Consider the following 24,985-nt stretch of genomic DNA (forward strand, 5'->3'; position numbering starts at 1 on the left):
CATCGGGGCCGCCGAAAGCCTCCTGTTAGGTATGGAGACTTTCGCGGTCCAGCCGCGCGACATGACCTGCCGCACCCTCCTGTACGCCCCCCACCACGCGTTCCGCCGGGACCTGGACCGGCTCACGGCGGCCGCGGCGGCGGGCAAGGGCCGGGCGTCGCACGTGCGCGCGGGCTGGGAGAACCTCAAGGAGCAGATCCGGCTGCACCAGGAGCTGGAGGACGGGTGGCTGTGGCCGCGGGTGGAGCGCGCGGTGGCGGGGCGCCGCGCCGAGCGGGCCGTGCTGGAGGAGGTGCGCGCCGACCACGCCCGGCTGGCCCCGCTGATCGCCCGCGTCGACGAGGCGATGGGAGGCGCGGCAGGGCAGGACGCGGCGGGGGCGGGCGACCTGTCGGCCGCGGTGCGGGAGCTGCGCGAGGCGTTGGAGCGGTACCTGCTGCACGAGGAGAGGAGTGCGCTGCCGCTGGCGGAGTCGGTGCTGGCGGGCGCGGAGTGGCGGGCGCTGGCCGCCGAGGCGCAGGGCCGCTGCGAGGCCGGGACGCCGCTGTTCGTCCCGTGGGTGGTGGACGGGATCGGGCCGGTGGAGCGCAGCCGGTTCCTCACGGCGTTGCCCAAGCCGCTGCGGGAGCTGAACCGGGTGATGTGGGAGCCCCGTTACCGCAAGCGCCGCCTCTGGAGCATCTGACCCGCGCCGGCCGGGGGCGGGCCGGGGGTTCAGAAGCGTGCGGTGAGCAGGGCCAGGACGGCGACGCCGGCGGTGAGCCAGGCGGCGTAGTCGCCGACGTGGCCCGAGTGCAGTTCGTGCAGGCGGCGGGTGGCGGCGCCGACCGCGCGTGTCAGTGGGGCGCGGCCCCGTGCGGGGCGTGCGGCGGCCGTGCCGGCCGGGTGGGTCGGGGCGGCGCGGCGGACGCCGGCGGCGGCGACGCCCAGCGCCAGTAGCAGGGTGACGGTCGATCCGGCGAGGCCCGCGAGCGTCCAGGGCTCGGCGGGCGGCGCGTGCGGGTGGGTGAGGCGGCCGTCCAGGACGAGGGCGGCGTAGGCGTCGCGGTCGGCGAACATCGCGGCGGCGTCGGCGACGGGCCCGCCGGGCAGCAGCCCGATCGCCAGGCCCGCGGCCAGCAGCGCGACCGCGGGCGCGACCATGACCCAGGGGATGGACGCGAGGGTGACGGGGGTCTCGGGCCCCTCCCGGTCGTCCTGCCCCGCGGGTCCGTGCTCTTCCGCCGCGCCGTCCCGGGCGCCGGTTTCGCCGGGGTCGCGGCGCAGGGGCATGCCGCGCCACACCACCAGCCACACGCGCAGGACGGCGCCGGCGGTGACGGCGGACGCGGCGATGGACAGGGGCGTGAACCACCACCAGCCCTGCTCCAGGACGGCGTGCTCGGTGACCGAGTGCCCGGCGAACAGCCCCGACGGCGGGAGCCCGGCCAGGCACAGCGCGCCGGTGAGGACGACGGCGCCGGTGACGGGCATGACGCGTCCGCGTCCGCGCAGGTCGCGGGCGTCGACGCTCTGGAACCGGTTCAGCAGCGCCCCGGCGGCCAGGAACAGCGCGCCCTTCACGCCGGCGTGCCCGGCCAGGGAGTAGGCGGTGCCCGACAGCGCCGCGGGGGTGCCGGCGGCGACGCCGACCAGCAGCAGCCCGGCGTGGCTGATGGTGGAGTAGGCCAGCAGCCGCTTGACGTGGTGCTGCAGGACGCACATGACCGCGCCGAGCAGCGCCGCGGCGGCGCCGAGGACGGCGACGGCGCGCAGCGGCACCAGCCCGGGGAACACGGCCCAGTAGGTCCGCGCGACCCCGTACACCCCGAGTTCGACCATGACGCCGGAGAACAGGACGCACACGGGGGTGGGGGCGACGGCGTGGGCGTCGGCGAGCCAGAAGTGGAAGGGGACGGCGGCGGCCTTGACCAGGTAGCCGGTGCAGATGAGCACGAACGCGGCGGTGATCAGGGCGTCCGGGCGCGGGTGGGGGCCGCCGCCGCCGGTGAGGTGGCGGCCGATGGCGGCGAGTCCGAGCTGCCCGGTGCGGCCGTAGATCAGGGCGATGCCGGCGAGGGTGAGGTAGGCGCCCAGGGACTGGACGATGCCGAAGTTGAGGGCGCCGTGGACGGTGGCGGGCTCCTCGGAGCGGTAGCCGGTGAGCGCGAACGCCACGACGCTCATCAGCTCGAAGAACACGAAGGCGTCGAACAGGTCGCCGGTGTAGACGAACGCGCACATGGAGGCCAGGAACAGCAGGATGAGCGCGTGGAAGATCGCCTGGATCTCGGTGAAGTAGCGCCAGGAGAACGCCAGCGCGGCCAGGGTGAGGGCGGCGGCGACGCAGGCGAGCGCGGCGGCGAGGGGGTCGGCGGCCAGGGGGATGCCGACGCCGGTGCCCGGGCCCCAGCCGCCGAGCCAGGTGACCTGCGGGCGGTGGGGGGCGCGGGCGAGGGTGAGGGCGGTCAGGGCGGTGACGGCGGCGGCGGTGGCCAGGGCGGTGATGTCGACGGCCGGGCGCGGCAGCCACCGTCCGGTGGCGGCGAGCAGGGCGGCGACCAGGACGGGCAGCGCGACGGTGGCCTGCAGGATCACGGTTCGAGGGGGCGCAGGTCGCCGGGGTCCAGGGTGCCGCGCCGTTTGGCGACCTGGACGGCCAGGGCGAGCAGCAGCGCGGTGACGGTGGCGCCGACGACGATGTCGGTGAGGGTCATGGCCTGCACGACGGGGTCGGTGACGGGCCCGCCGGCGGGGGGCGGCGGTCGGTCGGAGAACACCGGGGCGGTGGCGCCGGAGCGGTAGCCGATGGCCAGGAGGAGCACGTAGGTGCCGGACTGGGTGACCGACAGGCACACCACGGCGTGCACGAGGTCGCGGGTGGTGACGACGCCGTAGAGGCCGACGAGCATGATCCAGCCGGCGGTGAGGTAGGGGACGGTGCTCACGTGGGCTCCCGCGGGCCGCCGGTTCCGCGGTGCTCGCGGACCAGGAGGGCCTGTTCGAAGAACTTGCCGAGCAGCAGGACCAGGGCGCAGCCGACCTCGATCCCGACGGCGGTGTTGAGGGCGGGGACGCGTGCGGCGGGGGAGGCCCCGGCGGCGGCGAGGGCGAGCAGGACGAACGCGGCGGCGGCGACGGCCTCGGTGGACTCGAACACCGGGATGGGCCGCAGGCGCTGCAGGGCGGGGTAGTCGCCCGCCAGGTAGAGCAGGTGGATGGCGGTGCCGAGGACGAGGCCGCCCTGGAAGCCGCCGCCGGGGGACTCGGCGCCGTGCGCGACGATGTAGACGCCGATGAGCAGGGTGAGGGGCAGCAGCAGGTGGCCGACGATGCGCAGCGCGTCGGACACCTCGGCGGGCCCGTGCCGGTGGGTGGCGCCGTCGCGCTCGTCCTCGCTGCGCACGACGCGCAGCAGCGCCACGGCGGCGAGCGCGGCCGACAGCAGGATGAGCTCCTCGCCGAGGGTGTCGAAGGCGCGCTGGTCGAAGTTGACGGAGGAGACGACGTTGGGGGTGCCCCGCCGCACGGCCTGGTGGACGGCGCGGTCGGCGTAGGGGTGCAGGGAGCCGCCGAAGGCGGGCAGGCCGAGCGTCCCGGCGGTGAAAAGGGCGGCGGTTCCGGCGGCGCCGGCTGCGAACAGCGAGACGCGGGTGCGGGGCCTCACCGGGACGCCTGCCCGCCGCCGCGTCCGCCCGCGCCCCGTCCTCCGCTCCTTCCAGCGCCCTGTCCGCGTTCGGTGCCGTCCCGGGCGGGTGGTTCGTCGCCGGTGTCGCGGTAGCGGCGGGTGGCGTGCAGGGCCAGCACGACCAGCAGCGGCAGCAGGACGGTCCCGACGCCGATCTGGGACATCGCGACGTCGGGCGCCTGGAGGATGAGGAACAGCAGGCCGAGGACCATCCCGTAGCCCGACAGCACGATCGCCTGGCGGACGGTGTCGCGGGTCAGGACGACGGCGGTGGCCATGAGCGCGGCCAGGGCGAGGGCGGCGGAGATGAGGGCGTCGGCGAGCGGCCCGGACAGCACGTCCGCCGCCACGTGCGCCGGCGCGGTCGTGATCGCGGTCGTGATCGCGGTCGTGATCGCGGAGCTGAGGGCGGTCGCGATGGTCACGGCGGGTTCACTCCGATCGGCCGGCGGCGCGTTCGACGGCCTGCCCGGCGGTGGCGAGCGTGGCGGGGCCGGTCGCGGCGAGCAGGACGGCGATGACGGCGAGCTTGGCGACGTCGTGCCAGGACGACCAGGGCCGCAGCGCCAGCCCGGTGATCAGCAGCGGCGCGGCCAGGACGGTGACGGGCGCGACGGTGTGCAGGCGGGCGGCGGCGCCGCGGGTGAGGGGCAGCCGCATCCCGGCGGCGACGGCGAGGGCGGTTCCGGCCCAGGTCAGCACGTCGGCGAGCAGGTCCAGGGACATCGGTGGCCCCCTTTCACAGGGTCCGGCTCAGGAACCGGGCGAACACCAGGGACCCGGCGAACGACAGCAGCGCCAGCACCAGGGCGACGTCGAGGTAGGCGGGCCGGCCGTAGGCGGCGGCCAGCAGCACCAGCGCGAGGGTGACCAGCGGCCCGGTGACGATCAACCCTGCCAGCCGTCCGGCGGGCCGTCCGCGCAGTGTGGCCAGCAGCGCCGGCAGCAGCGCGCCGGCCATGACGGCCAGGGCGGGCAGCGCGGTGCCCGCGACGTCGGTCTTCACCGCGGTCCTCCCTCGCGCGGCCCCTGCGCGGGCGGGTCGTCGATGAGCCCGGCGCGCCGCAGGCTCCGCTCGAACGGCGAGGGGCCGGTCAGGCGGTGCACGCGCAGCAGCCCGCGTTCGGGGTCGACGCCGCCGACGTAGGTGCCGGGGGAGGTCGACATCAGCAGGGTCGCGGCGCCGCGCCCGGCGGGGCCGGGCGGGGCGGCCGGCGTCGTCCAGTGCCCGCCGGTCGCACCGCCCACGGTGATGCGGGCGGTGTCGGCGACGATCTGGGCCGGCAGCCGCGCCAGCGGTGGGAGGAGCCGGACGGGCGCGACAGGCCGCCGGGACGCGTCGCGGCCGGCGGCGGGCTCGCGGCCGCTCCCGGGCGGGCGGGCGGTGCCGGTGGTGAGCAGGACCCGGCGCGCGGCGACCGCGGCGGCGGCCCCCACGGCGGCCGTGAGCGCTCCGACGGTGATCTCGGTGGGGGAGATGGCGGGTACTAGCGCCAGGTACACCGCCAGCAGCGCCGTCCACCAGGCCAGCGGCTCGGCGGCCTGCCGGGCCGGGCCGGGGCGCGGCGGCGGTGCCGGTGCGCACGGCGGCTCATCGGGTGGCATGGGTTTCGGCATACCCGGAGCGAGGGTTCCAACCGTCGGCCCCGGCCGCCCGCCGCGCCCCGCCAGATCCCTGTGCACGGGCGGTTCGCATGTTTGCGGTGGCCGGGTGGGGTAGGCCGCGTTACGGCCGACGAACGCGATTCTTCGCCGGTGGACCGCAGCGGCGGCACACCGGTTCGGCAGGAAGATCCCCCCGACGGAAGGACGGACGATGAAGACCCCCTCGGTCCCGGGCAACGGGTCCGGACAAGCGAGCAAGAACGTCAGCAGGACGGCGGGCAAGGCGGCGGGCAAGGCCGAGGCCGCCGGCACGGCCGCCAAGGACACCACGAAGGGCACCGCCAAGAGCACGACGGCCACTGCCAAGAGCACGACCAACACCGCCAAGGACACCGCGCAGGGCGCGGCGAAGACCGCGGGGACGGGAGTCGCGCGGGCCGGCGGCCAGGTGGCGGCGCTGCCCGGCCGCGCGGCGGGGCTGGCCAAGCTCCTCACGCTCGGCCGGTTCCTGCGGGCGGCGCCGGTGGCGGGGGCGGCCGTCGCCGGGATCGTCGTCGGGCGTCTCACCGCCCGGAAGCGCTGACCTCCGGCCTCCCGGAATTCCCGACGAGGGCGACGCCCCCGCAGAACCCGTTCTGCGGGGGCGTCGCACGTGCTGGCACGGACATTTCGTCCTGACCGGCACATAACCGGAAACAGATCCCCTGTTTAGGGAGGCCGAGGCGGGTACACCGGGGGTCATGCTCAACCCCCCAACGGGTCAACCCCCAGAAGGAGCGATCACATGACTGGGCCGATCGCCCAGCAGACTTCGGGCAGCAATGTCGTGCAGCGCGGCGGTTCCGGCAGCGGCCTCGCCGACGTGGTCGACCTGATCCTGGAGAAGGGTCTGGTCATCGACCTGTACGCGCGGGTCTCGCTGGTGGGAATCGAAATCCTCACGATCGACGTGCGGATCGTCGTCGCCAGTGTCGACACCTACCTGCGGTTCGCCGAGGCGGTGAACCGTCTGGACATCGCTCACGACGGCACCTCGCAGGGTCTGCCGGAGTTCGTTGGCGGCATGCAGGAGTCCGGCGCCAAGAAGAAGACGCGCGGCGCCCTGGAAGGGGCGCAGGACCGGCTGAAGGAGACCTTCGGCGGCGGCTCCGACGAGGACGAGGACGACAAGCAGCCCGCGCGGCGCCGTTCGTCGCGCAAGAAGGAGGACGAGGAAGAATGAGCACGCCTCAGACCCCCGGCGGCTCTGAGGCCGGGAACCGGATCCCGCAGTACGTGTACGGGGTGACCCGGTCGGGCGTGGCGCTGCCACCGGACCTGGCCGGGCTGGACGACGGGACGGTGTCGCTGGTCGAGGACGGCGGTGTGGCCGCCGCGGTCGTCAGCGACCTGCCGGCCGACCGGGCCCTGGGCGAGCGCGCCGACCTGGTGGCGCACCAGCGGGTGCTGAACGCGCTGGTCGACGCCGGGACCGTGGTCCTGCCGTTCCGGTTCGGGGCGGCGCTGGCCGACCGCGACGCGGTGGAGAAGGAACTGCTGGCCGGCAACTCCGACCGCTTCGGGCAGGTCCTGGACCAGCTGGAGGGCCGCGTCGAGCTGCGCGTCAAGGGCACCTACGTCGAGGACGCGGTGCTGCGGGAGATCATGCAGAACGACCCGGAGGTCGCCGAGCTGGCGCAGCGGCTGCGGGAGGTCCCGGCCGACGCCGCCGACGCGGTCTACTACGACCGGGTCCGGCTCGGCGAGCTGATCGCGCAGTCGATGCAGCGGCTCCGGGAGAGCGACGAGCAGGTCCTGCTGGACGGGGCGGCCTCGGCGGCCGAGGCGTTCACGCGCAAGACCCCGGCCAGGGAGGAGGACGTCCTGGACGCCTCGTTCCTGGTCCGCGCCGACCGCCGCGCCGCGTTCGAGGAGGCCGTGGAGAAGCTGGGCCAGGAGCACGGCGACCGGATCCGCATCCGGCTGATCGGGCCCCTGCCGCCCTACGACTTCGTTCCGGAGGCATGAGCGGCGATGGGATTCTTCACCGGGCTGGTCACGGCGCCCCTGGCACCCGTCAAGGGCGTGATGTGGCTGGCCGAGACCCTGACCGAGCAGGCCGAGGCGCAGCTGTACGACCCGGGGCGGATCGCCGCGGAGATGCAGCAGGTGGCCGACGAGGCCGCCGCCGGCGAGATCACCGAGGAGGAGGCCGCCGAGCGCGAGGAGGAGCTGATCCACCGCTTGAACGAGGGCCGCGCCCGCGGCTACCAGCCGGGCGGCTAGGAGGCCGGTCATGTTGTCCGCGTCCAAGGCCGCCGCGATGGCGGTGGAGCACGTCACCGCGATGACCGGCCGCCGGGCCGAGAGCGTCGTGGGAATGGAGCGCACGGAGGAGGGCTGGCGCGTCAAGGTGGAGGTCGTGGAGACCCACCGCATCCCGGACTCCGCGGACATCCTCGCGGTCTACGACACCGAGGTGGACGAGGACGGGGAGCTGGTGAGCTACCGGCGCGCCGGCCGCTATGCCCGCGGACGAGTCGAGAGGAACTGAGCGGCTGTGAGTGAGATCTCCTGGACGGGCCAGCGCTCCCCGGCGCGGTCGATGGCCGGGGAACGGCAGGGCGCCAACCTGGCCGACCTGCTGGAACGCATCCTCGACAAGGGGATCGTGATCGTCGGGGACGTCCGGGTGAACCTGCTGGACATCGAACTGCTGACGATCAAGCTTCGGCTGCTGGTGGCGTCGGTGGACCGGGCCAAGGAAATGGGCATCGACTGGTGGGAGCACGACCCGTCCCTGTCCTCCAAGGCCCGGCAGAAGGAGGTGGACGGCCAGGGCGACCGCGAGCTGCTGGAGGAGAACCGGCGGCTGCGCGAACGCCTGGCCGCCCTGGAGGCGGGCGCCGACGGAGCCGCCGAACCGACCGGAGACGGGAAGGAGTCCCCATCATGACCGCCCCCGGGTTCGCCGGCGAGACCGCCGGCGCCCACGGCACCGCCGACCCGGCCGGTACCGGCGTCTACCTGTACGGGGTGGCGCGGGGCCTGGACCCGGCCGCGCTGGGCGACACCGCCGGGGTGGCCGGCGCGCCGGTGCGCGGCGTCGTCGCGGCCGGGCTGACCGCCCTGGTCAGCACCGTCCGGCTCGCCGAGTACGGCGAGGCGGCTCTGCGCGCCAACCTGGAGGACCTGGAGTGGCTGGAGGCCACCGCCCGCGCCCACCACGACGTGGTGGACCGGGCCGCGCACGCCGCCCCCACCGCGCCCGTGCGGATCGCGACCATCTACCGCGACGACGCGCGCGTCGCCGAGGTGCTCTCGGACGAGGGCGGCCGCTTCACCGAGGTCCTCGACCTGATCACCGGCCGTTCGGAGTGGGGCGTGAAGGCCTACGCCGACCCCGAACTGCTGCGCGGCGACGCCGAGCAGGACGGCCCCAGCGCCGGTGAGGGACCCGCGCCGGGCGCCGAGCCCCCGGCCGAAGATCCCGCGGGCGGCTCGTCCGGCGGGGTCGGGACCGCGTACCTGCGGCGCCGGCAGCAGGAGCGCCGACGCCGCGCCGACGCCGGGCGCCGGGTCGGCGAGCAGGCCGACGCGGTGCACGCCGAGCTCGCCGACCACGCCGTGGCGTCCCGGCACCACCCGCCGCAGGACCCGCGGCTGTCGGGCCGGCCGGGCACGCAGATCCTCAACGTCGCCTACCTGCTGGACGAGGAGCAGGTGGAGGGGTTCCTGGCGGTCACGCGGGCGGCCGCCGAGAAGCTGGCGGGCATCGAGGTGGAGGTGACGGGGCCCTGGCCGCCCTACTCCTTCATCGAGCCGGGGGCGATGTGACGGCCCTGCTGGACCAGGGCCGCGACGCCCCGATGGAGCGGATCGCGCTGGTCGACCTGCTGGACCGGCTCCTGGCGGGCGGTGTCGTCATCACCGGCGACCTGGTCATCTCGATCGCGGGCGTGGACCTGGTGGAGGTGTCCCTGCGGGCGCTGATCACCTCCGTCCGCGACGAGCTGCTGCCCGAGGAGGAACGACCATGAGCCGACCCGGCCACGAGCCCCCTCACCGCACCCCCCGGGAGACCGGCCGTGAACCCTCCCCGCGCGGCGAGCGCGGGCGGGGGAGCAGCGAGCCGGTGAGCGGGGAGGTGTCGGTGCGCGACCCCGCGGTGGGAGACCCCTTCACCGACGACATCCTGGCGGGACGCACCGAGTCATCCGCGGACGCCCCGGTGCGCGCCGCGCCCGTACGGGAGGCGGACCTGCGGGAGCGGTCCTCGCGCACGATGCAGCGGCTGCGCTCCGACCCCGAGACGGTCGAGCGGGACCTGGTGAAGCTGGTGCTGACCCTGGTCGAGCTGATCCGGCAGCTGATGGAGCGGCAGGCGCTGCGCCGCGCCGAGGGCGGCGACCTCAGCGACCAGCAGATCGAGGACCTGGGGCTGGCGCTGATGCGCCTGGACGAGGCGATGACCCGGCTCAAGGACCACTTCGACCTAGAGGACCACGACCTCAACCTCGACCTCGGCCCGCTCGGCCCCCTCCTGCCGGACAACTGACCAGCCCGGCCCGGCCCGGCGGGCCACGGTCACCGCTTTCACCGCGGGTTCACGGCGGTCGCCTTGAAGAAGGCGTAGTGGAACGTGCCCTCGGGGCCCGCGGCGCGGTGCAGGTCGGCGACCCCGCGGTCGAAGTCGGCCGGGGTGGCCAGCCCGGCCGCGACGGCCTCGTCCCGGACCGACTCGATCATCGCGGCGAAGGTGTCGCGGGTGAAGGCCCGCCCCAGGTCGGGACACGCCCCGTCGGCGTAGACGGTCCGCGGGACGACACCGACCCGCGCGTACCCGGCCTCCTCCAGCAGCGGACCCAACCGCCGCCCGAGCAGGGCGTCGCCGCCCGCCGCGGCCTGCAACGCGACCTGGTGGGCGATCGCAGCGCGCGCGTGGGCGCTGTCGGGATGAAAGAACGCCGACCCGTGGTCGCCCTCGATGACGGTCAGGGTCCCCCCGGGACGCAGCACCCGCCGCAGCCCCGCCAGCGCGGCGCACGGATCGGGCAGATGCTCCAGCACGAAGCACACGAACACGTGGTCGAAAGCCGCGTCGGGGAACGGCAGATCCCGCAGGTCGGCGCACCGCCACCGCACCCGCGCCGCGGGGAAGGACGCCTCCACGCGGGCGCGGGCCTGGTCCAAGGACGCGCGCGAAAGGTCCACCGCGGTCAGGCGCACGCCGGGGGAGCGCGACACCAGATGCACCGTCTGCGCCCCCACACCGCAGCCCGCCTCCAGCACCCGGCTGCCCGCCGGGTAGGCGGTCCCGTCGTGCAGCAACGCGGCCAGGACATCGGCCTGGTCGCCCAGCCGCCGCGCCTCCCGCCCCGAGTACCCGTGCACATAGCCGCCGGGGCCACTCGCCATCGTGGTTTCCATGGGTCCACCGTGGTCCCACAATGGCCTGGTGAACAGATCCAATGACGGCGAACACGACAGGTCCATAACGCGAGGGTCGGACTTCCTGCAACTCGACCCCGCCGACGCCCCGCCCGGCGGGCTCGCCGACTGGCTCGCCGGACGGCTCCGCGACGCCATCGCCGACGGCCGCCTGCCCGTGGGAGCCCGCCTGCCCGCCACCCGCGTCCTGGCCGCCGACCTGCGCGTCTCCCGCGGCGCGGTCACCGAGGCCTACCAGCGCCTGGCCGACGAAGGCCACCTCGCCGGACGCGGCCGCGCCGGCACCGTCGTCGTCGCCGCGCCCCTCACCCCGGCCCCACCCACCACCGGCCCGCCCCGCAGAGCTCCCACCTCACCACCGGACCCCGCACCATCCCCGGAGAAACCGTTCCCGGCGGAACCGGGCGCGGACGTGTTCGACGTCCTGCGCGACCTTCCCGCCCGCATCGACCTGTCACCCGGCCTGCCCGACCTCGCCGCCTTCCCCCGCGCGGCCTGGCAGCGCGCCGAACGCACCGTCCTGCGCGACCTGCCCGCCACCGGCCTCGGCTACGGCGACCCGCGCGGCACCCCCGCACTGCGCACCGCGGTCGCCACCTGGCTCGCCCGCTACCGCGGCATCCACGCCGACCCCGACGGCATCGTCATCGTCGCAGGCACCGCCCAGGCCCTCGGCCTCATCGCCCGCGTCCTGGCCCACGACGGCATCGACCGGATCGCCGTGGAGGACCCCGGCTCCCTCGGCGTCCGCCAGCACCTGGCGCACTGGGGGATGGGCACCCCGCCCGTCCCCGTCGACGCCGCCGGCATCCGCGTCGACCGCCTGCGCGCCACCGGCGCCCCCGCCGTCCTGCTCACACCCGCCCACCAGTTCCCCACCGGCGTCGTGCTCGGCGGCGACCGCCGCCGCGACCTCACACACTGGGCCGCCACAGGCGGCCTGGTCATCGAGGACGACTACGACGCCGAGCACCGCTACGACCGGCCCCCGGTCCCCGCACTGCGCTCCATGCTCACCGACCGAGCCTTCTACACCGGCAGCGTCTCCAAACTCCTGGCCCCGGCACTGCGCATCGGCTGGATCCTGCCGCCGCCCCCGCACCTGGACGCCGTCATCGCCGAGAAACGCTTCGCCGACCTCGGCAACGCCGCCCTCCCGCAACACGTCCTCGCCGAACTCATGAACTCCGGCGACATGGAGCGCACCCTGCGGCTGCTGCGCCGCCGCCACCGCCGGCGCCGCGACACGATGATCGAGGCCATCGCCGCGCACCTGCCCACCGCGACCGTCCACGGCGCCGCCGCCGGCCTGCACCTGACCATCACCTTCCCCCGCCACCCCCCAGACGGCCTCAACGACGCCGACCTCGCCGCGGCCGCACTGGAACACGGCGTCAAAACCCACCCGCTGTCATGGCACGCGCAACGCCCCCACCCGCCCGGACTGGTCCTCGGATACGCCGCCGTCCCCACCTCGGCCATCACCGACGCCATCACCGCCCTCGCCCGCGCCCTCCACCACCTCCACGGTCAGCACGCCACCGCCCGGGCGGCCAGAAGCTCGGCCTCCCACAGGTCGCGGTAGGCGCCCGCCACCGCCAGCAACTCCTCATGCCGGCCCCGCTGCACCACCCGCCCCCGATCCAGCACCACCACCTCGTCGGCCGCCCCCAGCGCCGCCAGCCGATGCGTGACCAGCAGCAGCGTCCCGCCACCCGGCGCCTCCAGCAGCTCCCGCGTCACCGCGTCCGCCGCCACCGGATCCAACCCCTCCGTCGGCTCGTCCAGCACCAGCACCGGCGGATCGGCCAGCAGCGCCCGCGCCAGCAGCAGCCGCTGCCGCTGCCCGCCCGACAGGCCGCGACCACCCGCCCCCACCACGGTGTCCCACCCGTCCGGCAACGCCCGCACCACCTCGCCGAACCGCGCCCGCTCCGCCGCCGCCCACAACTGCGCCTCACCCGCGTCCGGACGCGCCAGCAGCAGATTCGCCCGCACCGACGCGGCGAACACATGCGCGTCCTGCGCCAGCCCCCGTACCGCCGCCCGCACATCCCCGGGCGCATACCCGCCGACGTCCCGGCCCCCGAGCAGCACCGCACCCGCCGCCACCGGCACATCCCCGGACAGCACCGCCAAAAGGGTGCTCTTGCCCGCGCCGCTCGCCCCCACCACCGCGACCCGTCGGCCCCGCTCCACCCGCAGATCCACCCCGTCCAGCGCCACCCCCTCCACAGCCGCCCCCTCCCCGTAGGCGACACGCACCCCCAGCAACTCCACCTCCAGCGGCCCCCGCGGCACCACCACCGGACGCGCCGGCCCCAGCGCCGGGGGAGCGGCCAGCACCGCCCCGACCCGCCGCACCGCCGGCGCCACCTCCCGCAACCGCTGCGCCGCACCCGCCAGCGGCAGCACCGACTCCACCGCCACCAGCGCCGTCAACGCCAGCACCGCCGCACCCACCTCGTCCACACCCGCACGCAACCCCACCCACGCCACCACAGCGACCGTCACGCCCTGCACCACGAACCCAGCCGCCGCCACCACCGCCGCGACCCGCACCGCCGACCGCTCCGCCCCCTCCAACCGCCGCACCGCATCCCGCGCCCGCTCCGCATACCGGCCCGACGCACCGAACATCGCCAGATCCCGCGCCCCCTCCAGCACATCCAGCGACCGCACCGCCAGCACCTCACGCCCCTCCGCCATCCGCGCCGCCGCCCGCCCACCGGCCACCGCCGCCACCGCCGGCAGCACCACCCCCGCCACCAGCAGACCCACCGCCAGCACCCCCGCCGCCGACACCTCCACCAGCGAGCACACCACCACCCCCGCCGCCCCGCACACCACCGACGCCGCCACCGGCAGCACACACCGCAGCAACAGATCCTGGACGGCGTCCACATCCGACACCATCCGCGTCAGCGCGTCACCGTCACGCACCCGCCGCGCCCCAGGACGCGCCGCCGCCAACGCGTCGAACACCCGACCCCGCAACTCCGCCAGCGCCCGCAACACCGCGTCATGCCCCGCCAGCCGCTCCACATACCGCAGCGACCCCTTCGCCAGCGCGAACCCCCGCACCGCCACGATCGCCACCGACAACGCCCCCAGCTCCGGCCCCTGCGACGCCCGCGCGATCAACCACGCCGCCGCCGCGATCAACCCCAGCCCGCACAGCTCCGCAGCCGCACCCGCCGCACCCGCCGCCACCAACCGCACCGCGTGCGGACGCACCGCACCCCACACCCCCGACGCGCCCCTCACGCCGCCTCCTCGCCGACCCGCCCACCAGCCCCCGCGCACACCCGGCCGCCCTCCAACCGCACCACCCGATCCGCCGCCCGCAGCAACGCCGGACGATGCGCCACCAGCACCGCCGTCCGCCCCGCCAGCAACCGCACCGCCGCATCCACCAACACCCGCTCACTGTGCAGATCCAGCCGCGCCGTCGGCTCGTCCAGCAGCATCACCGGACCCCCCGACAGGAACGCCCGCGCGATCGCCAGCCGCTGCCGCTGCCCCGCCGACAACCCCGTACCGCCCTCACCCAGCACCGTCGACAACCCCTCCGGCAACTCCCCGACGAAATCCGCCGCGGCCGCCCGCGCCGCCTCCACCACCCGCCCCGCCCCGGCACCCGGATCACCCAGCCGGATGTTGTCGGCCACCGACGCCGCGAACAGATGCGGACGCTGCGGCACCCACCCCACACGCGCCCGCCACGCCTCCACATCCAGCTCCGCCAGATCCACCCCATCGACCAGCACCCGCCCCGAATCGGGGGACACCAGCCCCGCCAGAACCAAAAGCAACGTCGACTTGCCCGCCCCCGACGGCCCCGTCACCGCAACCCGCTCACCCGGCCCCACCCGCAGCGACACCCGATCCAACGCCGCCTCCGCCGCACCCCCGTACCGGACCGTCACCTCCTCCAGCACGATCTCCGGCGCCCCCGCCCCCACCACGACCCGGCCACCGCACCCGGAAACAGCCGGCGCGTCCAGCACCGCGAACACCTCCCGCGCCGCCGCCACCCCCTCCGCACTCGCATGGAAACGCTGCCCCAACGCCCGCAACGGCAGAAACACCTCCGGCGTCAACACCAACACCAGCAAACCCGTCGCCAGCGCCATCTCCCCGCCCAGCAACCGCAACCCCACCGGAACCGCCACCAGCGCCACAGACAACGCGCACACCAGCTCCAGCACCAGCGACGACAAGAACGCCACCCGCAGCGCCCGCACACTCGCCCGCCGATGCTCACCCGCCAGCTCCCGCACCACCACCGACTGATGACCGGTCCGCCCGAACGCCCGCAACGTCCCCAGCCCCGCCACCACGTCCCGGAAATGACCCCCCAACCGGTGCAGCAACCCCCACTGCCGACCCGTCAACGCCGCCGTCCGCATCCCCACCAGCGCACCGAACACCGGCACCAACGGAACCGTCACCGCCACCACCAGCGCCGACACCCAATCCGCCGCCACCAGCCGCACCAACACCACCACCGGCACCGCACACGCCGCCACCACCTGCGGCACATAACCGGTGAAGAACGGATCGACCGCGTCCAACCCCCGGGTCAGCAACGTCACCCGCGCCCCCGCATCACCCGCCGCCCTCTCCAGCAGCGCACCCCGCAGCCCCCGCTTCACCCGCGCCGCCGCCCGGCCCGCCACCAGCGCCCCCACCCACGCCAGCACCGCACGCCCGGCCACCACCACCGCCACCCACGGCAACGGCCCCGCATCCAGGCCCGCCACCGCCCGCACCAACAGCTCCGCCTGCACCACCAGCAGAACACCCTGACCCGCCGCCAGCACCCCCAGCAGGACCATCACCCCGCCAGGAACCCGCCGCAGCAGACGCCCCTCGACACCCTTCACCCGGCCCGCCTACAAGTACGAGGGCGACTCCACACGCCCCCGGAACGTCCACCACACCAGCGCCTGCGACGCCAACAGCAACGGCAGCACCACCACCGTCACCACCACCGTCATCGTCAGCCCCGCACCCACGGCCACGACCTCCGACCACTCCACCTGCACCCCGGCCACCACCGGCGCACCCGCCATCACCAGCGCCGACAACCCGTACCGGGACGGAACCCGCCCCGCACGCTCCGCCAACCCCACCGGCAACCGCCACCGAACGAACCCCGCCCCATGCCAAGCAAACAGCACCGCCAACGGCAACCCCGCAACGCTCCCCACACCCAGCCCGCCACCGGCCAGCACCGAACCCAGCACCGAACCCCACGCCAACGCCAGCGCCCAACTCCCCGCCACGATCGCCGCGTCCCACACACCACGCCACACCGCCGCGTCCACCCGCCCCCGCAGCCACAACCCCATGTCCCGCACGACCCACCCGAACAGCAGCACCGCGAACAGCGGATACAACTCCTCCAGCAACCCGTGCTCCAGCCCCGGGAACGCACCCGCCACCAGACCCGCCGCCGCCACCAACCACACCTCGTTGCCCAGGAAGAACGGCGCGAACGACGCGATCACCAACCGCCGCTCCCGCTGGTCCCGCCCCAGCCACGGCAGCAGCATCCCCACCCCGACATCGGCGCCCGCCAGCACCAGATACCCGGCCGAGAACACCGCCAGCAACACCACCGCGAGAGAATCCATCACCAGACTCCTGTCAGAACGTCGGGCTCATCACCGGCGCGGCCGGCTCCACCGGGGGAGAGGCACCCAACCCCGCCCCCTCCGGACCCCGCCGCGCGAACCGCGCCAGCAGCCACGCGTTCACCCCGAACAGCACCGCGAACAGCACCGAGAACGCCACGAACGACACCGTGATCGTCCCCGCCCCCACACCCGGCGACAGCGCGTCCCGCGTCTTCAGCACCCCGTACACCATCCACGGCTGCCGCCCCACCTCACGGAACACCCACCCCGCCACCATCGCCACATACGGCAACGGCACCGCAGCGATCATCAGCACGTGGAACACCCGCCCCCGCACCAGCCACCGCCCGAACGGAAACTTCACCAACGCCACCGCCGCCACCAGCAGCATCAGCATCCACATCGCCATCATCAGCGCCTCACCGACCCCCGCCAGCACCGGCGCCCGGTAATCATCCGGCCCGAACCGCGCCGAGAAATCCGCCACCGCGGCCGCCGCCTTGCGCCCACCCGTCTTCGTCGGCTGCGCGTACTGGAACTGCATCCCGCCGAACACCACCACCGGCATCACCGACACCATCACCGTCAGCAACCCGATCCGCATCGACCGCCGGAAGAACTCCACCTCCGCCGTCCTCCGCAGCAGATGAAAACCACTCACCCCCGCCATGAAGAACCCCGCCGTCAGCAACCCCCCGAACAGAACATGGAAGAACGCCAGCAACGCCGTCGGATTCGCCAGCAACGCCCCCACATCGTCCAGCCGCGCCACACCGTCCACCATCACGAACCCCACCGGACGCTGCAGCCACCCGTTCGCCACCAGCACGAAATACGCCGACAGATACGCCGTCAGCGTCACCACCCAGATCAGCGCCAGATGCACCCACCGGTTCAGCCGATCCCACCCGAAGATCCACAACCCCAGGAACGTCGACTCCACGAAGAACGCCACGATCGTCTCCAGCGCCAGCGGCGCACCGAACACGTTCCCCGTCACCCGCGACAGCCCCGACCAGTTCAACCCGAACTGGAACTCCATCACCAACCCGGTGACGATCCCCACCGCATAGTTGATGACATACAACTGCCCCCAGAACCGCACCATCCGCGCATGCACCGCACTGCCCGACACCGCCGCCCGCGTCTGCGTCAACGCCACCAGCGTCGCCAACCCCAGCGTCAGCGCCACGAACAGGAAATGCGTGCCGGCCGTCAACGCGAACTGCACCCGCGCCAGATCCAGCGGATCCGCACCCATCAGCACACGCTCCAAGAATCGATCCGCAACGACCCCACGATCCTCGGCCCGCACCCACCGCCCACGAATCCGGCGAGAGCGTTCAACCGCCATGCGCCTTTCGCGTACCGCCCACCCGCCGCCTACGCCTCCGGATGTACACGGCCACGCCACGCCCCCAACCCCAGCACGACGGCCACCACCACGTACGGCACCGCCGCCACCCCCACCAACACCCCCGCACCCGCCCACCGCGACCCCAGCGCATACCCCGCGAACACCAGCACCGCCACCGCCTCCGCCCCGAACCCCGCCACCGACGTCACCGTCGCCCGCGCCCCATCACCCACCCGCCCCTGCAACCGCGCGTCCGCCGCCGCCATCGCCCACCGGAACACCCCGAACGCCACCGCCACCAGCACCAGCCCACCCGGCCGACCACCCAGCGACCCCACCGCCAGGCACACCGCACCCGCCCCCAGCACCGGCGCCAGCCACCGCACACCCCGACCCGCCGACCAACCACCCACCGCATCACCCACCGTCACCACCAGCACCAGCAACGGCACCGCCGACGCCGCCACACCCGTCGACCGCACGAGCAACGGCACATACTCATCCAGCGCGGTCACACCCTCCAGCACCATCACCAGGACCAGCGCCCGCCGCACCGCCGGCTCACCCCGCACCTGCGCCCACCCCTGACGCACCACCGACCCGAACGACGGCTCCTCCGCGCCCTCACCGCCGCCCCCGGACTCCGGCAGGAACCACCCCGCCACCGCACACCCCACGCAAGCCGCCACACTCGCCGCACCCAGCCCCCGGTACCCCCACGCCGCCACCACCGGCGACGCCAAGGCCGACGCCGCCACCACCGCCAGCAGCGACACCGCCTCAGAACGCCCGACCAGCCGCGCATAGGCGCCCGGCGCCCCCACCCGCTCCAACTCCTCGTACACCAGCGCCTGCATCGTCCCCGAACGCAGCGCCGACCCCGCGCCCCACAGCACGAACCCGGCCGCGAACGCCGGATACGAAGGGAAGAAGGCCCACAGCCCGAAACCCGCACCCGCCAGCAGGGGAGCGGCCACCAGCAGCAACCGCCGCGAGAACACATCCGCCCACAAACCGGACGGCAGCTCCAGCGCGAACGTCGTGACCGACCAGATCACGAACAACGACGAGACGGCGGCGGGGGAGAGCCCGGTCTCAGCGAACAGCACCGCGTACACCGGGTACAGAAGAACGAAATCCTCGAGGAACGCGTAGCCGTACAGCCTCCGCGCGAGCCCCGCCTCAGGTGAAGATCAATGTCGTCGGCGCATGCCTGCACCCTAACCGGCACAGACCCGCCCGCGCACCAGGAAATCGACGGGGGAGAGGCCCCCGACGACCCCCCAGATCGCTACTCTCCGTAACCATCTCCGGCTGCCTCACACACCCGCGGGGGAGCGGCCGAAGAGCGCCAGCAGGCGCGCCAGGTCGTCGGCGCCAGCGGGCACGGCGACCTCCGGGCCCAGCATGCCCGCCTCACGACCACCGGGCGCCATCCGCCGCGCGGTCGCCAGCGCGGGACCGACCAGATCGGCGGCGAAGACGACCGACTGCCCGGTGGCCTGCGCCAGATCCCACGCGTGGACGAGCAGCTCCAGCGGATAACCCTCCAGCCACTCGCTCAGCGTCATCTCCAGGCCGAGAGCCAGCCGCACCGGACGAGCCAACGCCTCGGGGGTCAACTCGGCCGTCATCCGCGCCCGCACCAGCCGCCAGGACGCCACCGGGTCCGCGCCGGCGACCTCGCGCCAGTCCGGATCGTCCTCAGGCAGCCGACGTCCGGCGGCCCGCATCTCGACCACCAGCAGCCCGGCCGTCACATGCCCGGCCACGTCGACCGCCGCCCAGCCCTCGCACGGCGAAGGGGAGAGCCACCGGTCCGCAGGCGTCGCGGCGAGCACCGCCTCGAAGGCGTCCAACGCGCGAACGAACCGGCCCGGCACCATCCCCATCACCTCTACTTAACATAATGCTCATTATCGACCAACGATCAGACCTGGAGAAAGTGGGGCGCTCCGCGCACTCCGCGGCCGGTTCACGCGGTGCGCGCCGCGTGTTCGGCGGCGAGGTCGATCCAGAAGCGGTCCTCGCCGCGGGCGCGGCCGTCGTGGACGCCGCCGTTCGCGAGGATGACCCTCCGGGACGGCTCGTTGCCGGCGGCGCACGTCAGCAGAACGCGTTCCAGGCCGAGCCGGCGGCATTCGCCCAGCCCCACCGCGAGCATCCGCGTGGCGTGGCCCCGCCGACGCCACGGGAGCACGACGTGATACCCGATGTGCCCGCCGACCTCCGCGAGCTCCGGCGTCAGGCGATGCCGCACGATGAGAGTCCCGATGTAGTGCTCGCCCGAGACGTACCAGTACGTCGTGGACGGGACGCCCCAACGCTCCTGGACACCGCGCCGGCGCGCCACGAACGCCTCGAAGTCACGGTGGGCCTCGTCCAGCCAGTCCGTCGGGTCGCCGGTCGCCAGGTGGTCGGCCCTCTCTCCGGTCAGGAACGACTCGCGCACCGCCGTCGTGGGCGGTACCAGACGCGGCGGCCGGGCGAGATCATCCACCGGGCAAGTCTGACCCAACGTCGCCGTCGACGGAACCGGATTGATCCCGGTCAGGGCGTGAACGCCTGGGCGACGGCGAGGCTGTCCTCGTAGACGTGGTGCCGGACGACCAGGCCGTTCTCGACCGTGAGGTGCAGGGCGAACCGGGCGCGATAGGCGCGCCCGGTGGACCGCGCCGTCTGCCGGATCTCGCCCAGCACCACCGCGTCATCCCCGTCCACCAGGATGCGCTCCACCTGCGTGTCCACCTTCTCGGGCACGTGGTGCTCGGCGATCTGCCGATAGTGCGCGGCGGCATCGGCGCGGCCGGACCGGTGCCGGATCCAGGGCGTGGCGGCGCGGCCGTGCTCGGCCTCGGGCCAGTCGAGCTTCCAGTCGCTGTGCTCGGCGTACAGGGCGGCGATCCGTTCGGGGTCGCCCTCGCCGATCCGGCGCAGCAACTCCTCCACCACGGCGCGCGTGCTCGTCGGCGTAGCAGTTCCGGACATGGTCGACCTCCGTCGATGTGCAGGTTGGCTCGGCGGGCAACCTTGCCAGCGCCTTCCCTGCCGCGGCGATGACCTCCCAGGTAATGGATCAAAGCGGGACTCCGCCCTCCTCCGCGCAAGATTCCACCCTTTCTCGTCTAAACCAGACAGAAGCTGGATTCTGTCTGGTTTGAGAAACGCGATCGAACCACTGCTGCGGAGTACGTCGAGCCATGCCGAGCACGTCGTCGCGCGCGGACCGATGAGTTTGTCGGCGGGTTCAGGTCATCATCAGGACGGCTGAGGATGCCTCGTCGAATTGAGGGTGTGACATGGTCGACCGTGAACCGGCTACCGAGCTGGGCCCGTTCTCGTCTCCAGGCGCGCAGGCGACGCCGTGGGCGTCGGCGTTCGCGGTCCTCGGTGAGGCGGAGGTGTTCTGGCTCTCCACGGTGCGGCCTGACGGGCGACCGCACGTGACGCCGTTGCTGGCGGCCTGGAGTCTGGGCGGCTTGTGCTTCACCACGGGCGGTCAGGAGCGCAAGGCGCGAAATCTCGAGCACAATGCCCGATGTGTGCTGACGACGGGCACCAATGCCTTGACCGGTGTGGACGTCGTTATCGAGGGTCTCGCATCTGTAGTGGATGATCGCTCGGAACGCCGGCAGGCCGCCGCGGACTTCGAGCGGAAGTACGGCCCGCATCTGACCAGCCCAGAGGGCACCTGGTACGGGTTGGGCGACGCCGTCATCGCCGGCGACGTGAGGCTCTATCGAGTCGCGCCGGCCGTCGGATTCGCCTTCGGCAAGTTGCCGGCGTCCAGCCAGACCCGCTACACGTGGCCGAGCCGGTGACGACGATGCCCTCACTGCAGGGGAAGGTCCAGAGCGTCCTCGACGAACTCGTTGAGAGCGGGGCCGAAACCGGGTTGCAGGTGGCCTGCTACCACCGCGGTGCCCTTGTCGTCGATGCCGTCGCCGGAGTGGCCGACGGCCAGACCGGGCGCAGGGCGACCACGGAGACCCCGTTCTTCAGCTTTTCTTCCGGCAAGGTCATGACGTCGCTGATCGCTCACCTGCTCGTCGGGACCGGTGCCGTCGGATACGACACCCCGGTGGCCGACCTTTGGCCGGAGTTCGGTGCCCGCGGCAAGGCGACTGCGACTCTTCGACACGTGCTCACGCACTCGGCCGGAGTGCCGGCGATGCCTCCGGACATCGGTCCCGCCGACCTGACGGACTGGTCGCGGGTGTGCGGCGCGATCGCCGGCGCCGAACCGCGATGGCGGCCCGGGGCCGAGACGGGGTATCACTCGTTCACCTACGGCTTCCTCGTCGGCGAGGTCGCGCGTCGGGCCACGGGCAAGCCGATGCGGCAGCTCTTGGACGAGTGGGTCGCCATGCCCTTGGGGGTCGCCGGTGACCTGTACTTCGGTGTTCCCCGCGCCGAGCTGGCCCGGCTGGCGCGGCTCGAAGACGCCGCTCCTCCCCCGGTCGCGCCACCTGACGATGGTGCCGTTCTCGCGCCCTGGGAGTTGCAGCCGACCGCGGCCATGGGCAACAGCCGCGAGATCCTGCAGGCGGACGTCCCGTCCGTCGGGACGTTCACGGCGCGGGGAATCGCTGCGGTGAACGCCGCTGTCCTGGATGGTCGGCTCATCGATTCACGCCAGTTGGAGGAGTTGACGGCGGTGGCCTTCGAGGGCACTGACCAGGTCTTCGGTAACCATGTACGGCTGGGGCTGGGCTATCCGCTCGGCCGCGTCGGCGCTCGGCCGGAGGAGGCGCCTACCGCGTTCGGCTGGGTCGGTGGGGGCGGCAGCTACGTCTATGCCGAAACCGCCTCCGGCGTCTCCTTCGCGATGACCAAGACCCGTCTCACTCCCCACTTCGACACCGCGCAGCGGCTCGCGGGCCTGATCGCGGCCGAGATCAGGTCGTGAGGTCGGTGAAGCGGAGGGCGTTGCGGACGGCGGCGCCGCCGGGGTCGTTGTTGAAGTAGACGTAGGCGTCCTGTGCCCCATCGAGTTCGTCGGCCCAGCGTCGGAGGGTCTCGTCGTCGTACTCCGGCCAGGGTTCGGCGGGTCCCTCGTGGAAGCGCAGGTAGATCCAGTCGGCCGTTCGCCAGAGGGGTGTCTGCGCCTCGCCGAGTCGGTCGGTCCAGCACAGGGCCGCTTCGTGGTGTTCCAGGACGCGGCGGGTGTCGTCGGTCCACCAGGACGGGTGGCGGGGTTCGACGGCGACGCGGGTGCCGTCCGGGAACCGGTGCAGGCACTCGGTGAGGCGGTCGGTGTCGGCCTGCAGGGTGGGCGGGAGTTGGAGCAGGAGGGGGCCGAGCCTGTCCCCCAGGCCGTGGGCGGCGTTCATGAGGCGCGCGACCGGCTCTGCCGGGTCCTTGAGGCGTTTCATGTGGGTGAGGTAGCGGCTGGCCTTGATCGCCATGACGAAGCCGGGCGGGGTGTTGTCGCGCCACAGCTCGAACGTCTCGTGGGCGGGGAGGCGGTAGAAGGCGTTGTTGTTCTCGACGGTGGTGAAGGTGTCGGCGTAGTGCCGGAGCCAGTTCCGTTGGGCGAGGCCGGGCGGGTACAGGACGTCGCGCCAGTCGGCGTACTGCCATCCCGATGTGCCGATGAGCACGGGCCCCTCCCCTGTCCGGTGGACGCGTGCGGGTGGTCATACCCGTTTGCGGTGGGGTTCCAGGGCGCGGATGTAGTCGACGAGGCGGACGCCGATCTCGAAGGGGATGTCGGGGCCGGTGAGGTCGGCGTCGGGCCAGGTTTCGGAGATGCGGCGCCAGGTGGTGCGGCCGAGGAAGGCGCCGGTGCGGGGTTCGTCGCCGAGGTCGGCGCGCCAGGTGGGTTCGGTGGTGAGCAGGTGGGTGAGGGTGGCCTGGTTGTCGGGTTCGGCGGGGTGTTCGGCGTGGAAGCCGATCTCGATGGCGTGGTGGTGGGCGCCGGGGGTGAGTGCGGCGGGGATGATCTGGGCTTCGTAGTGCTCGCGTTGGGGTGCGGGGTCGCCGAACCAGGCTTTGACGCCGTTGTGGCGGACGTGGATGTGGGGGTGGCCGAGGCGGGGTGGGGTGGATCCGCGGATGATCTCGCCGATCTGGTCGAACAGTGCCCGCTCCCCCATGTTGTCGATCTTACGGGGGTTCTGTCGGTGGTGGGGGGTAGCGTCCGGCGGGTGCGTCCTGCCGATGTTCAGCGTGTGTCCGTGGCCGAGTGTGTGGATCGCTATGCGGAGATGGTGCGTGCGAAGGCGTCGACGGGTGCGCTGGCGCCTGCGTCGGCGGAGGTGTATGTGCGGGACGTGGTGACGTTCGGGGCGCTGGCGGGTGAGGACCGGGTGCTGGACGATCTGACGGGCGAGGACGTCGATGAGGTTCTGCTCAGGTTCGCGCGTAAGCCTGATGAGCGGCGGCGCCGGGGGGCGCGGCCTGTGGGGGCGGGGGGTGCGCCGTCGCAGAGTGGGGCGTCGCAGGCGCGGTTCCGGCGTTCGGTGTCGGCGTTCTTCCGGCATGCGGTGGTGGCGGGGTGGGTGCAGTTGAATCCGATGCAGGCGGTGACGGTGCGGCCGAAGCAGCGGGGTGGGTTGCGGGCGGAGCGGCGTGCGTTGACGGTGGAGCAGGCGGAGGGGTTGCTGGGGGCGGCGCGTGGTCTGGCGGATGCGCCGGATGCGGGGGCTGGTGTGGTGCGGCGGCGTCCGGATCAGCGGACGGAGTTGCGGGACGGGTTGATCGTGTTGTTGCTGGCGGCGGTGGGGCCGCGGGTGTCGGAGTTGACGTCGGCGAATGTGGAGGATTTCTTCGTCAACGGGGGGACGCGGTATTGGCGGATCTTCGGTAAGGGCGGGCGGACGCGGGATGTGCCGCTCCCCCGTCCGGTGGTGGAGGTGCTGGACGCGTATCTGGCGGAGGGGCGGGGGTTGCTGGATCGGGGGCGGGAGCCGAAGGCGTTGCTGTTGTCGTGGCGGGGGCGGCGGTTGGCGCGGGGTGATGTGCAGGGGGTGATCGATCGGGTGTTGGAGCGGGTGGATGCGGGGCGGCGGCGGAGTGTGACGCCGCATGGGTTGCGGCATACGACGGCGACGCATCTTTTGGCGGCGGCGACGGACATGGACGCGGTGCGGCGGGTGCTGGGGCATGCGGATCTGTCGACGCTGGGTCGGTATCGCGATGAGCTTCCGGGTGAGTTGGAGGCGGCGATGCGGGTGCATCCGCTGCTGGGTCCGGTGGAGGGCCGGCGGGGTGGTTGATGCGGCGTTGGGGGTGCGTGAGTCGGCCGCGCAGGGGTGGTGTTCCTGCGCGGCCGTGGTG

Annotated in this window: 32 protein-coding genes; 14 read left to right on the top strand and 18 right to left on the bottom strand. The window is 73.5% G+C overall.

Annotated elements, in window-relative coordinates; all coding sequences use genetic code 11:
- Window positions 1-31 precede the first annotated feature (31 nt).
- Window positions 32-685 (top strand): hemerythrin domain-containing protein, encoded by a 654-nt coding sequence (locus tag AB0H37_RS24060; protein ID WP_360615282.1) that lies wholly within the window; start codon window positions 32-34, stop codon window positions 683-685.
- Window positions 686-714: 29 nt separating this feature from the next.
- Here the strand turns inward: AB0H37_RS24060 and AB0H37_RS24065 are convergent, their stop codons facing one another.
- From AB0H37_RS24065 to AB0H37_RS24095, 7 genes are read right to left on the bottom strand one after another with little or no spacing between them, the layout of a single operon-like run.
- Window positions 715-2,577 carry a complex I subunit 5 family protein gene (locus AB0H37_RS24065; protein ID WP_360615283.1) on the bottom strand — a complete coding sequence of 621 codons (1,863 nt, stop codon included), beginning with the start codon at window positions 2,575-2,577 and terminating at the stop codon, window positions 715-717.
- The gene (locus AB0H37_RS24070) at window positions 2,574-2,927 is read right to left on the bottom strand and encodes a cation:proton antiporter subunit C (protein WP_179835001.1); all 354 of its coding nucleotides are present in this window, start codon (window positions 2,925-2,927) and stop codon (window positions 2,574-2,576) included. The genes AB0H37_RS24065 and AB0H37_RS24070 overlap by 4 nt, the downstream gene beginning before the upstream one ends.
- On the bottom strand, window positions 2,924-3,646 hold the full coding sequence (locus AB0H37_RS24075; protein WP_360615285.1) for an MnhB domain-containing protein: 723 nt from the start codon (window positions 3,644-3,646) through the stop codon (window positions 2,924-2,926). Before AB0H37_RS24075 ends, AB0H37_RS24070 begins: the two co-directional genes overlap by 4 nt.
- Entirely contained in the window at window positions 3,643-4,092 is a 450-nt protein-coding gene (locus AB0H37_RS24080; protein ID WP_360615287.1) for a DUF4040 domain-containing protein, read from the bottom strand. The genes AB0H37_RS24075 and AB0H37_RS24080 overlap by 4 nt, the downstream gene beginning before the upstream one ends.
- A gap of 7 nt (window positions 4,093-4,099) precedes the next feature.
- Window positions 4,100-4,393 carry a monovalent cation/H(+) antiporter subunit G gene (locus AB0H37_RS24085; protein ID WP_179835003.1) on the bottom strand — a complete coding sequence of 98 codons (294 nt, stop codon included), beginning with the start codon at window positions 4,391-4,393 and terminating at the stop codon, window positions 4,100-4,102.
- Window positions 4,394-4,406: 13 nt separating this feature from the next.
- Entirely contained in the window at window positions 4,407-4,673 is a 267-nt protein-coding gene (locus tag AB0H37_RS24090) for a monovalent cation/H+ antiporter complex subunit F (protein WP_360615289.1), read from the bottom strand.
- A complete protein-coding gene (locus AB0H37_RS24095; RefSeq protein ID WP_360615291.1) occupies window positions 4,670-5,272 on the bottom strand; it encodes a hypothetical protein in 603 nt (200 codons plus the stop codon). The genes AB0H37_RS24090 and AB0H37_RS24095 overlap by 4 nt, the downstream gene beginning before the upstream one ends.
- A 211-nt stretch (window positions 5,273-5,483) precedes the next feature.
- On the opposite strand from AB0H37_RS24095, the gene AB0H37_RS24100 reads away from it, so the two are divergent.
- From AB0H37_RS24100 to AB0H37_RS24140, 9 genes are all read left to right on the top strand, one after another.
- On the top strand, window positions 5,484-5,855 hold the full coding sequence (locus AB0H37_RS24100) for a hypothetical protein (protein ID WP_179835005.1): 372 nt from the start codon (window positions 5,484-5,486) through the stop codon (window positions 5,853-5,855).
- A 201-nt stretch (window positions 5,856-6,056) separates the two neighbouring features.
- Window positions 6,057-6,494 (top strand): gas vesicle protein GvpJ, encoded by a 438-nt coding sequence (gene gvpJ, locus AB0H37_RS24105; RefSeq protein WP_179835006.1) that lies wholly within the window; start codon window positions 6,057-6,059, stop codon window positions 6,492-6,494.
- Window positions 6,491-7,279 carry a GvpL/GvpF family gas vesicle protein gene (locus tag AB0H37_RS24110; RefSeq protein ID WP_179835007.1) on the top strand — a complete coding sequence of 263 codons (789 nt, stop codon included), beginning with the start codon at window positions 6,491-6,493 and terminating at the stop codon, window positions 7,277-7,279. The genes gvpJ and AB0H37_RS24110 overlap by 4 nt, the downstream gene beginning before the upstream one ends.
- A gap of 6 nt (window positions 7,280-7,285) precedes the next feature.
- Window positions 7,286-7,537, top strand: a complete 252-nt coding sequence (locus AB0H37_RS24115; RefSeq protein WP_179835008.1) for a gas vesicle protein GvpG — start codon at window positions 7,286-7,288, stop codon at window positions 7,535-7,537.
- A 10-nt stretch (window positions 7,538-7,547) separates the two neighbouring features.
- Window positions 7,548-7,805 (top strand): gas vesicle protein GvpO, encoded by a 258-nt coding sequence (gvpO, locus tag AB0H37_RS24120; RefSeq protein ID WP_179835009.1) that lies wholly within the window; start codon window positions 7,548-7,550, stop codon window positions 7,803-7,805.
- 51 nt (window positions 7,806-7,856) lie between these two features.
- The gene (locus AB0H37_RS24125) at window positions 7,857-8,207 is read left to right on the top strand and encodes a gas vesicle protein (RefSeq protein ID WP_179838716.1); all 351 of its coding nucleotides are present in this window, start codon (window positions 7,857-7,859) and stop codon (window positions 8,205-8,207) included.
- The gene (locus AB0H37_RS24130; protein WP_360615292.1) at window positions 8,204-9,088 is read left to right on the top strand and encodes a GvpL/GvpF family gas vesicle protein; all 885 of its coding nucleotides are present in this window, start codon (window positions 8,204-8,206) and stop codon (window positions 9,086-9,088) included. Before AB0H37_RS24125 ends, AB0H37_RS24130 begins: the two co-directional genes overlap by 4 nt.
- Window positions 9,085-9,291, top strand: a complete 207-nt coding sequence (locus AB0H37_RS24135) for a gas vesicle protein (protein ID WP_229810634.1) — start codon at window positions 9,085-9,087, stop codon at window positions 9,289-9,291. The genes AB0H37_RS24130 and AB0H37_RS24135 overlap by 4 nt, the downstream gene beginning before the upstream one ends.
- Window positions 9,288-9,809, top strand: a complete 522-nt coding sequence (locus AB0H37_RS24140; RefSeq protein WP_360615294.1) for a gas vesicle protein K — start codon at window positions 9,288-9,290, stop codon at window positions 9,807-9,809. The genes AB0H37_RS24135 and AB0H37_RS24140 overlap by 4 nt, the downstream gene beginning before the upstream one ends.
- Before the next feature lie 38 nt (window positions 9,810-9,847).
- Here the strand turns inward: AB0H37_RS24140 and AB0H37_RS24145 are convergent, their stop codons facing one another.
- Window positions 9,848-10,681, bottom strand: a complete 834-nt coding sequence (locus AB0H37_RS24145) for a methyltransferase domain-containing protein (RefSeq protein ID WP_360615296.1) — start codon at window positions 10,679-10,681, stop codon at window positions 9,848-9,850.
- Window positions 10,682-10,709: 28 nt separating this feature from the next.
- On the opposite strand from AB0H37_RS24145, the gene AB0H37_RS24150 reads away from it, so the two are divergent.
- On the top strand, window positions 10,710-12,287 hold the full coding sequence (locus tag AB0H37_RS24150; RefSeq protein ID WP_360615298.1) for a PLP-dependent aminotransferase family protein: 1,578 nt from the start codon (window positions 10,710-10,712) through the stop codon (window positions 12,285-12,287).
- On the opposite strand, the gene cydC is transcribed toward AB0H37_RS24150, so the two are convergent.
- From cydC to AB0H37_RS24190, 8 genes are all read right to left on the bottom strand, one after another.
- Complete coding sequence (cydC, locus tag AB0H37_RS24155; protein ID WP_360615300.1) at window positions 12,233-13,969, bottom strand: thiol reductant ABC exporter subunit CydC; 1,737 nt, start codon at window positions 13,967-13,969, stop codon at window positions 12,233-12,235. The genes AB0H37_RS24150 and cydC overlap by 55 nt on opposite strands.
- Entirely contained in the window at window positions 13,966-15,591 is a 1,626-nt protein-coding gene (cydD, locus tag AB0H37_RS24160) for a thiol reductant ABC exporter subunit CydD (protein WP_360615302.1), read from the bottom strand. The genes cydC and cydD overlap by 4 nt, the downstream gene beginning before the upstream one ends.
- A 9-nt stretch (window positions 15,592-15,600) precedes the next feature.
- On the bottom strand, window positions 15,601-16,344 hold the full coding sequence (locus AB0H37_RS24165) for a cytochrome d ubiquinol oxidase subunit II (protein ID WP_360615304.1): 744 nt from the start codon (window positions 16,342-16,344) through the stop codon (window positions 15,601-15,603).
- Window positions 16,345-16,357: 13 nt separating this feature from the next.
- Window positions 16,358-17,614, bottom strand: a complete 1,257-nt coding sequence (locus tag AB0H37_RS24170; RefSeq protein ID WP_360615412.1) for a cytochrome ubiquinol oxidase subunit I — start codon at window positions 17,612-17,614, stop codon at window positions 16,358-16,360.
- Between the two features lie 116 nt (window positions 17,615-17,730).
- The gene (locus AB0H37_RS24175) at window positions 17,731-18,867 is read right to left on the bottom strand and encodes an MFS transporter (protein ID WP_360615414.1); all 1,137 of its coding nucleotides are present in this window, start codon (window positions 18,865-18,867) and stop codon (window positions 17,731-17,733) included.
- A gap of 156 nt (window positions 18,868-19,023) precedes the next feature.
- On the bottom strand, window positions 19,024-19,596 hold the full coding sequence (locus AB0H37_RS24180) for a TIGR03086 family metal-binding protein (protein ID WP_360615306.1): 573 nt from the start codon (window positions 19,594-19,596) through the stop codon (window positions 19,024-19,026).
- Window positions 19,597-19,679: 83 nt separating this feature from the next.
- Window positions 19,680-20,204, bottom strand: coding sequence for a GNAT family N-acetyltransferase (locus tag AB0H37_RS24185; protein WP_360615308.1), 525 nt, complete (start codon window positions 20,202-20,204; stop codon window positions 19,680-19,682).
- Between the two features lie 50 nt (window positions 20,205-20,254).
- Window positions 20,255-20,692: a nuclear transport factor 2 family protein gene (locus AB0H37_RS24190; protein ID WP_329090549.1), complete on the bottom strand. Its 438-nt coding sequence runs from the start codon at window positions 20,690-20,692 to the stop codon at window positions 20,255-20,257.
- 311 nt (window positions 20,693-21,003) lie between these two features.
- Here AB0H37_RS24190 and AB0H37_RS24195 point away from each other — a divergent pair, with 311 nt between their 5' ends.
- Window positions 21,004-21,525 (top strand): pyridoxamine 5'-phosphate oxidase family protein, encoded by a 522-nt coding sequence (locus AB0H37_RS24195; RefSeq protein ID WP_360615310.1) that lies wholly within the window; start codon window positions 21,004-21,006, stop codon window positions 21,523-21,525.
- 5 nt (window positions 21,526-21,530) lie between these two features.
- On the top strand, window positions 21,531-22,613 hold the full coding sequence (locus tag AB0H37_RS24200; RefSeq protein WP_360615312.1) for a serine hydrolase domain-containing protein: 1,083 nt from the start codon (window positions 21,531-21,533) through the stop codon (window positions 22,611-22,613).
- Here the strand turns inward: AB0H37_RS24200 and AB0H37_RS24205 are convergent.
- Together AB0H37_RS24205 and AB0H37_RS24210 are read right to left on the bottom strand one after the other, a co-directional pair.
- Window positions 22,603-23,307 (bottom strand): DUF72 domain-containing protein, encoded by a 705-nt coding sequence (locus AB0H37_RS24205; RefSeq protein WP_360615314.1) that lies wholly within the window; start codon window positions 23,305-23,307, stop codon window positions 22,603-22,605. The two genes, AB0H37_RS24200 and AB0H37_RS24205, sit on opposite strands and share 11 nt — an antisense overlap.
- Window positions 23,308-23,343: 36 nt before the next feature.
- A complete protein-coding gene (locus AB0H37_RS24210) occupies window positions 23,344-23,802 on the bottom strand; it encodes a hypothetical protein (RefSeq protein ID WP_360615315.1) in 459 nt (152 codons plus the stop codon).
- Between the two features lie 81 nt (window positions 23,803-23,883).
- Here AB0H37_RS24210 and AB0H37_RS24215 point away from each other — a divergent pair, with 81 nt between their 5' ends.
- Complete coding sequence (locus AB0H37_RS24215; protein WP_360615317.1) at window positions 23,884-24,924, top strand: tyrosine-type recombinase/integrase; 1,041 nt, start codon at window positions 23,884-23,886, stop codon at window positions 24,922-24,924.
- The last annotated feature ends 61 nt before the right edge of the window (window positions 24,925-24,985 follow it).

This window comes from Actinomadura sp. NPDC023710 (assembly GCF_040639875.1).
GTDB classification, from domain to species: Bacteria; Actinomycetota; Actinomycetes; order Streptosporangiales; family Streptosporangiaceae; genus Spirillospora; species Spirillospora citrea.